The 7,790-nt window shown below is 69.1% G+C and carries 8 protein-coding genes; 4 read left to right on the top strand and 4 right to left on the bottom strand.

Annotated elements, in window-relative coordinates; all coding sequences use genetic code 11:
- Nucleotides 1–91: 91 nt before the first annotated feature.
- Together ACWTSU_RS09030 and ACWTSU_RS09025 are read right to left on the bottom strand one after the other, a co-directional pair.
- Complete coding sequence (locus ACWTSU_RS09030; RefSeq protein WP_455139900.1) at nucleotides 92–1,300, bottom strand: protein phosphatase 2C domain-containing protein; 1,209 nt, start codon at nucleotides 1,298–1,300, stop codon at nucleotides 92–94.
- A gap of 72 nt (nucleotides 1,301–1,372) precedes the next feature.
- On the bottom strand, nucleotides 1,373–2,101 hold the full coding sequence (locus tag ACWTSU_RS09025; RefSeq protein ID WP_455139898.1) for a vWA domain-containing protein: 729 nt from the start codon (nucleotides 2,099–2,101) through the stop codon (nucleotides 1,373–1,375).
- Between the two features lie 149 nt (nucleotides 2,102–2,250).
- Between ACWTSU_RS09025 and ACWTSU_RS09020 the strand changes: the two genes are divergently transcribed.
- From ACWTSU_RS09020 to ACWTSU_RS09005, 4 genes are all read left to right on the top strand, one after another.
- Entirely contained in the window at nucleotides 2,251–3,015 is a 765-nt protein-coding gene (locus tag ACWTSU_RS09020; protein ID WP_455139896.1) for a hypothetical protein, read from the top strand.
- A 53-nt stretch (nucleotides 3,016–3,068) separates the two neighbouring features.
- Nucleotides 3,069–4,634: a type IV secretory system conjugative DNA transfer family protein gene (locus tag ACWTSU_RS09015; protein WP_455139894.1), complete on the top strand. Its 1,566-nt coding sequence runs from the start codon at nucleotides 3,069–3,071 to the stop codon at nucleotides 4,632–4,634.
- A 67-nt stretch (nucleotides 4,635–4,701) separates the two neighbouring features.
- Complete coding sequence (locus ACWTSU_RS09010; protein WP_455139892.1) at nucleotides 4,702–5,262, top strand: ClpP family protease; 561 nt, start codon at nucleotides 4,702–4,704, stop codon at nucleotides 5,260–5,262.
- Nucleotides 5,263–5,290: 28 nt separating this feature from the next.
- Nucleotides 5,291–6,508, top strand: coding sequence for a hypothetical protein (locus ACWTSU_RS09005; protein WP_455139890.1), 1,218 nt, complete (start codon nucleotides 5,291–5,293; stop codon nucleotides 6,506–6,508).
- 88 nt (nucleotides 6,509–6,596) lie between these two features.
- On the opposite strand, the gene ACWTSU_RS09000 is transcribed toward ACWTSU_RS09005, so the two are convergent.
- Nucleotides 6,597–7,022, bottom strand: coding sequence for a hypothetical protein (locus ACWTSU_RS09000; protein ID WP_455139888.1), 426 nt, complete (start codon nucleotides 7,020–7,022; stop codon nucleotides 6,597–6,599).
- A 22-nt stretch (nucleotides 7,023–7,044) separates the two neighbouring features.
- Nucleotides 7,045–7,698, bottom strand: a complete 654-nt coding sequence (locus tag ACWTSU_RS08995; RefSeq protein WP_455139886.1) for a hypothetical protein — start codon at nucleotides 7,696–7,698, stop codon at nucleotides 7,045–7,047.
- Nucleotides 7,699–7,790: the final 92 nt, after the last annotated feature.

The following is a 7,790-nucleotide window of genomic DNA, read 5'->3' as shown; positions in this document are numbered from 1 at the left end:
TTCTCCTCTCTCCCACCCAGACCCGGAGATCGGGATCTTCTTCGTCACCCCCTGTTGCAAAATGGGGGAGACGACTCCGGGGTCAGGGGCATCACGCGTCCGGCCCGGAGGGACCCTTCTCCTCGGGCGAAGGAGGCGTCGAGCCACCGACGGCGTCCAAGGCCTCGTCGATCGCCCTGATGCATCCGCGCCCGAGCACCGTCCCCGCCTCGAGGGCCGCCTCGGCCGCCCGCCGGAGCGCCGGCGACGAGTCCCTCAGGGACTTGGCCACGGTCCCGCCCATGCGGCAGATCACCCCCTTCGCAGGCGGCTCTCCGGGAGTTGCCGCGGGCGAGACGGCGCGGGGACACGGGTCAGGAGCCGGACTGGGCTCGGGCGCCCCGCGTCCGCCGGAGTCCTCCCGGTCCGAGGGCCCATCAAGGTCGTCGTCCCCCGACCCAGCGGCCGACGTCTCACCGCTGCGCCGGTAGAGCTGCTGGTACGCCCGCTCGCGGATGGCCGCGTAGTCGGGCTCGGCGTAGTAGTCGTCGGGCTGGTCCTCGGGAAGGCGCTCGTCGTCAAAGACCACCACGACGGTCTTGTCGTCGTCGATGAGCTCGCGCGGGTAGGACTCGAGGTAGGCGGCGGCCTGGCGCTGCACCTCGTCGAGGTGCTCCGCGTCGTCAGGGAGCGGGTGCAGGAACATCCGGGCCTTGGCGCGATCGAGCGGGCAGTCGGTGTTGGCGGCCAGAAGCGGCGGGGCGATCATGCCCTCAAGCACGCCGTCGGTGCAGAGCAGCGCGGTGGCAACGCCCTCGAGCACGCCAAACTCCCAGTGGTTTTCAAAGCAGAGCGGGTACACGCGCCCCTCGTCGTCACGCTGCATCTTCGTGACGAGGACGTAGGTCCCGTCAGACATTCCCGCCACGATCCCCGAGTCACCCGACTGCCCCCAGAAGAGCCGGTCGCCGTCGAGAAGCACCAGGCTGAGCGTGGCGTCAAACTCCCCGGCGGACTCCCCCATCTCGGCGGCGCGGTCGAGGACCGCAACGTAGGCGGCCCGATAGGCGCCGCGAAGCACCTCGAGGGTCTCCTGGGGGTCGGCGCCGGGGCGCGCGTGCTCGTCGCAGTAGTCGACGGCGACCCGCGCGGCGACCGCGCTCCCCACGTCGGAGTGGGTCTCGCTTCCCAGGCCGTCGCTCGCCGCAGCTGCGGCGAGGGTCCCGTCCTCGGAAACCCAGGAGGCGTTTGAGTCCTGACAGGGGACGCCGGCCTCGGCATGCCATGGGCCGACGACGCTCGTGCCATAGGTGTGCAGCATCTCGATCAGTCCCTTCTCTCGTGGGGCCAGCGCCCCGACGGGCGCCGGCCCCGCTGCGTTGTCCTACGAGGGCTAGTCGTTCAGCCAGGCGTCGCGGAGGGGCACCATTGAGACGTTGCTCTGGCTGGTCCCGACGGCGGTGTCCACCGTGACTTCCTCGCCGGGGGCCGAGGTGCTCACGGCCTTGACGCTGTTGGCGGCGAAGTCGAAGAAGTCGTTGAAGTTGAAGTCGCCGTTCTTGACCTCGAAGCACCAGTCGCCGTGCGCGCGGCAGAGCTTGGAGGCGGTCGCCTTGTCGTACTCGCCAAAGCCCAGGAACCAGAGCTTCATCTTGCCGCCGGTGACGCGCTCGTAGACGAGGTCGGCAGCCGCGTCGACGTTGCCGGTCACGGTGTCGAAGCCGTCGGTCATGACGATGAGATAGGGCTTGCGCTCCACGATGCCCTTCTCTACGTATTCGCGGCTGCGCTCGCGAATCTTCTGGATGCCCGTGAGGACGGCGTCGTTGAGGTCCGTGCAGCCGCCGCAGGAGAGCTCGAAGCTGTGCATCTCCTTGATGGGGCACCAGTCCTGGATCACGCGTACCTCGTCGTCGAAGGAGATGACGCAGACGTCCACGCGCTTGGCGGCGATGGGATCCTCGCAGATGATGCCCTTGAAGTTGTTGAGGTTGGCGTTGATGTTGCGGATGGCCTCGCCGGAGACCGACCCTGAGGTGTCCACCGCGATGAGGACGGACATGTGGTCCTGGTCGGCGGCGACGGGCGGCAGGCTGGCAAAACGTGGGGTCTCGGTGATCATGGCAGGTCCCTTCTCCTGGTGTCGGACGGGGCCGGGCGCCCCGCCTCCTGACGCTGCTCACGCAACCACACGTCCCGTGGCCCCGTTGCGCAACGCGGGTCCCGAACGCCCCTTTACGGTGGGCTCACATCGCGGGAAAGGGGCGAGCAATGGTTGAGAGCTATAACATCTCGGATAAGGATTGGAATCTTCTGAGCTCGTGGGCGGAGGCGCTCGACGCCCCGGCGCTCTTTCTCAGGCTGCCCGGGCACGGAGACGTCGGAGAGGACGCGCTCATCGCCGAGCTTGCCGACATGACCTACGAAAAGAACGTCAGCAACGGCGTCCACCGGGCGGACTCGCGTCGAAGGCACTTCGCTCGCAGGAACTTCCCCTATGCGGGAAGTCCCTCCGACGTCGAGCGCTTCAGGGACGAGCTCGAGGGCCGCGCGGAGGTCACGAACGACTTCCACGGCGTCGACTGCATCGATCTCACCGGATGGGTCGGCGCGGACCCCTCCAAGGGAGGCTGGGACGCGCTGGTCCATCACGTTCAGGCGCACCCTCATGTCGACTTCGTGTTCACCGCCCGCTGTTCCGAGAGGCGCCACGCGGACCGACTCGTCAGCCTGATCAGCGTGTCCTGCGGGGTTCCGGTCGAGCCGATCTCCATGCTCCCGCCGACCCCGGTGATGCTCGCGGACTCCGTCTTCGGCGGAGAGGGCGCAGGACCCGGCTTCGACGCCCTCGTCTCCTGGTTCGAGGGTCTCGACACGGCCTCGCTCGAGATCAGCTACGCCCTCTCGCGCGGCGTTGCCGCAAAGGCCCGGATGCTCGGGGCCGACCTCAATGACCCGAGTCGGGTCGAGGAGCTTCTCGACGGCTATGACAGGACCGTGGCCGGGCTGTACGGGTCAAGCAGGTTTGGATTCTAGAGAGGTGGGTGGTCGCATTGACCGGAAGCAGGTTCGCGTCCGAGGCGGACATCATGAGGAGCAGCGTCTGCTGCAACGTGAGGGGCGCCGTCGAGCTGCTTGAGAGACGCGGGGGCTACGCGCGCCTCGTGGAGGATGAGGCAGACAGACGCAAGCTCGGGGAGCTCTGTCCCGACGGGGGACTCGTCGTCGGCTCCCGCGGGAGCGGGTCCGTGCAGGTCGCGCCCGGAGACAGCCACTCCCTCATCATCGGCTGCAGCGGAAGGGGGAAGACCCGGAGAGCAATCATCCCCATGGCCGAGACAATGATCCTCGCAGGGCACAACCTGGTCGTCAACGACATGAAGGGCGAGATCGTCGAAGCCCTCGCCGGGCTTCTGGAGCTCATGGACTACAGCGTCCACGTCGTCGACCTGCGCCATCCCGCATGCTCTCCCGACCAGTACAACCCCCTCTCCGCCGCATGGACGTCCTGGAACTCCGGGGACCGTGACGGCGCGGCACGGCTGATCAGGAATTTCGCCTTCACCGTCTTCTCCAGCTCAGCCGCGGCATACGGGGTCGACCCCTTCTGGGAGAACTCGGCCCAGGACTACTTCACCGCGCTGTGCCTGGGCATGCTCGAGGCGAAGTGCGACCTCGAGGAGTTCACCCTCGAGTCCGTCGCGGCGATGGATCGCGACTCGATGGGGCGTCCGAGGGGCCGGGCGCCTCTCGACATGTTCTTCTCCCACATGGAGGGGACGATCGCATCTTTCTCGGCGGCGGGAACCCTCGGCGCCCCGGAGGCGACGAAGGCGTCCATCCTGTCGGTGTGGCGCCAGGACATGAGCATCTACAGCTCGCAGGAGGGCCTCATGAGCGTGCTCTCTCGCTCGAGCTTTGACGCCTCCGCTCTCGCCGGGAAGCGGACGGCGATATTCCTGATCTCCCCTGACGAGCACTCGGAGCTCGCCCCCATCGCAACGGCAATCCTCGGTCAGCTCATGGCTCAGGCGATCTCGCTCGCCGAGGCAAGCGACGAGGCCCGTCGGCAGCCCGTCGACTTTGTCCTCGACGAGTTCGGCAACCTCTCCAAGCGCATACCGAGCTTCGGTGAGGTCGTTTCCGCCTGCCGCGGCCGCGGGATCAAGCTGCACGTCTGCGTTCAGTCGGACGCCCAGCTCGAGCACGTCTACGGCAGGGAGCTCAAGGACGCCATCATCGGAAACATGTACAACCATCTGTTCCTCGGAACGAGGGACCCGTGCTACCTCAAGCAGCTCAGCGAGCAGCTCGGCGAGTACGTGACCCCCGGCGGGAAGACGGTGCCGAGGATGACGAGCGGCCAGCTGCAGCGCCTTGAGAAGCGCGCCGGGGAGACCGAGGCGGTCGTCCTCATGGAGGACCTGGCCCCGTTCGTCGCAGCCCTCCCCGACTACGAGTCCATCTGCCCGACCCTCCCGCGAACCGGCCGCGAGTCGAGGCACCCGGAGGAAGACCGCCGCACCCTGCCCCCTCGCCGCGTGTTTGACGTGAGGTCGCACGTCAGGTCATGGATTAAGGAGGAGATGGAGGGGATCACCGAGTCAATCGCCCAGGGCGAGGCGGCGGCTGGGAACAGGGATCGCCCAGCGTAGCTCGAGGAGTAGGGAGCCCCGGCGCAAGCATTGACGAAGGCAACGACTAGAGAACGGGAGAGATGTCATGACGCTTCAGAACGACACCACCATCGACGTGGCCAGCGCCTTTCTTAGGGAGCGGGTCATCTTCCTAGCGGGGGCAATCGACGACTCGCTCGCCAACCGAGTCGTTTCACAGCTCCTCCTGCTCGCGGCCGACTCGGACTCGGACATCACGGTCTACATCAACTCCCCCGGGGGCAGCGTCTCCGCCGGGCTGGCGGTCTTCGACACGATGCAGTACGTGCCGTGCGACGTCAGGACCATTGGCGTCGGCATGTGCGCCAGCATGGGGGCGTTTCTCCTCTGCTCCGGCACCCCCGAGAAGCGTGCCGTTCTCCCAAACACCCAGGTCCTGATTCACCAGCCCCTCGGAGGGGCGTCCGGCCAGGCCACGGACATCGCGATAGCGGCCCAGCACATCCTCGAGGCCCGCGAGCGCATCAACCGGATCATGGCCGAGAGAACGGGAAACCCGGTCGAGGCGATCTCGAGGGACATGGAGCGCGACCACTGGATGTGGGGCGCGGAGGCGGTCGAGTACGGGCTCGCGGACAAGGTGATCGAGCCTGCGCACGTGGGCTGAGCGGCCATTGCCGGAAAGGGGGGCAGTCATGCCTCGTCAACCAATCGTTCTGCTCTTCGCGCTGTTCGGCGCCGTGTCGTGCGCGCTCGCCGACGTCAGACGGGGACGTTCGTCGCTGCTTGCCGCGGGCCTTTCCGCGGGCTGCCTCGCCGCGCTCGCGTTCCGGACGGGCAGCCCCGTCGGGACGGTCGCGTGCTCCGTCGTACTTCTCGCCTCGCTCGTCGCCGTCGTGGCGGCGGGCCCCTGGCTCGACGCCGCGCCCCTCGGGCCGCTTGCCGCCCTCGCGGCGATGGGCCTCTACCTGCGCGGCACCACGGCACTCGGCGGCACCGGCGAGCTGCTCGTCCTTGTCGGGGCTGCCGTCGCCGCCCTGTGCCTCGCGGACCGCGAGCCGGACGACGGGCAGGTCGGCGCCACGACCCTCGGCCTCGGCCTGCTCGCGCTGGGGCTTGCCAGCGGAACCGGGCGCATACCCTTCTGGCGGTGGGGCTTCGACCCCGCCGTCCTCGCGCTGTCGGCACTCGCCGCGGGCGTCGCAGGGTTCTTCTCGTCGCGGGGCGGCGAGCGGCGCGACCTCGCGGCCGCGCTCGCCGTGGCGGTGGCGCTCCTCGCGAGCTCGGGCTCGCTCGCCGAGCTCCTCCTGCTCTTCTTCGTGACCGCTGTCCTCTACGTGCTCAACGCGCCGCGCCGCACGCGCGCCGCGCTCGGCGCCTTGGGGGCGACCCTCGCGCTCGTCCTTCTCGCCCTGACCATGTTCCCCGACCGCATCATCGACTGGCTCGAAGCGCCCTCGGACGTCTACGGCGCGGGCTTTGACCTCAGCGTCCTCAGTGACGTCCTGCGCGGCGCGCGCCCGCTCGGCGACGGCGTCCCCGATGTGGCGACGCTTGCCACCCCGGACTTCTCGACCCTCTACACGCTGGGCCAGGCGGTCTCCGCGTTTGGGTGGGCGGGCCTCGCCCTGCCGGCCCTCGTCGTGGCGAGCGTCATCGCGGCGTTCCTGCGCGCGCTCCCCTCGCTCGGCCCGGCCGAGAGGAACCTCGCGCTCGCGCTTCTCGCCACCTTTGCGGCGTCGGCCGCGGGAAACGCCCTCTACGTCTTCCACCTGGCGCCGGTTCCCGCCATCCCCTTCCCGTTGCTCTCCTCGAGCGCGTCCGCCACGATCTCCTTCGTGCTCGCGGGCGTGGAGCTCTCACGGGTCGTGGGCTCCGGCGCGTGTCGAGAGGTCCAGGGGGCGGCGGCCTAAGCGCCCGGTGCCGAAGCGCGACACGACGAGGCGGGCGGGACCGGTGCCCCGCCCGCCTCGTCGGCGGCTCCGTGCCTGCCCGCGACCGCTAGGCTGCCGAGAGCTGCTCGGCCACGAAGCGCTTGACGTCGGGATACAGGGAGGTCACGAACTCCACCCCCTCCTCGACGGCGCGCTCAATGTCGTCGAGCTCCTCGAGCGGCGTCGCCGAGTAGAAGTAGCGGACCTCGCCGTCGGTGAAGTCGATCCGCAGCTCGAGGGCGCGGTCGTCCTCGAGCCCAAAGGCGAAGCGCTGCCACGCGCGACGGTCGCGAGCCCCCTCCGGAAGCATCCAGTTGGGCGTGAAGCGCAGGTAGTGGTGGTCCACCCCCAGCTCGTAGATCACGGAGCAACCGCTGTCCCCGCGCTCATAGTAGGCGTAGGACGAGTCATCGTCGCAGGGGGCAAAGGCGGTTCCGCCGTGTCCCAGCGTCATGCCGTCCAGGGGCGTGGCGCCCGAGCTCTTGATGGTCATCTCAGTCTCCTCTCTGGCGCGCCTACGCGCGCTCCTCCGTCGCCTCGTCCTCGGCCCGACGCTGCGCGACCAGGGCCTCGAGCCTCCTCCTGAGCTCGCGCGCGAAATCGGGACCGGGCTCGCTCCCCACCCGTTGCCGCGGCGCGATCGTCTCGCCGCTGTCATCGTCGCCCCCGTCCCCGGGCTCGTCGTAGTCGATGAGCGTCCAGGGCTCCGCCCCGGCGTCGAGCGCGAGCATGACGCCGGCGAACGCGTGGACGGTGGAGAGCGCGAGACCGAGGACCTCCTCGACGTCACGCCGCCCCTCCAGCGCGTCGAAGGGCTCGGTCACGAAGACCGCGCGTCCGTCCTCGACGGCGAGCCCAGGGACCTTGAGGCGGCTCGAGTAGCACGAGAAGAGCTTCCTCGTCGCACGCTCGAGCTCGGGGGCCACGCGCTGCCCGGTCTCCACGCGGACGACCACCAGGCCGTCGGGCCGCAGCTCGACGATCCCGCGGGCGAAGGCGATGCCGTGCCGGCGCCCGTTCATCTCGTAGCGCGTTCCGTCGCCCGAGACGTCATGGAACCAGTATCGCCCCGAGGCGTCCAGCTGCTCGCGCAGCCGCTCGCTCGCCTCCGCGGGAGCGGGGCCCTCCGGCATGAGCCCCAGCATCTCGACGAACTTCTCGCTCCTCATGACAACTCCCTTCTCACGGGCGCCCGTCATCGGGCGCCTCCCTCATGTGACCCCCGCCCGCGCCTAGGCAAAGCCCGGGCTCCTGCGGGGGG

This window comes from Thermophilibacter sp. (assembly GCF_966187215.1).
This window is presented reverse-complemented; position numbering and strand designations above follow the sequence as displayed.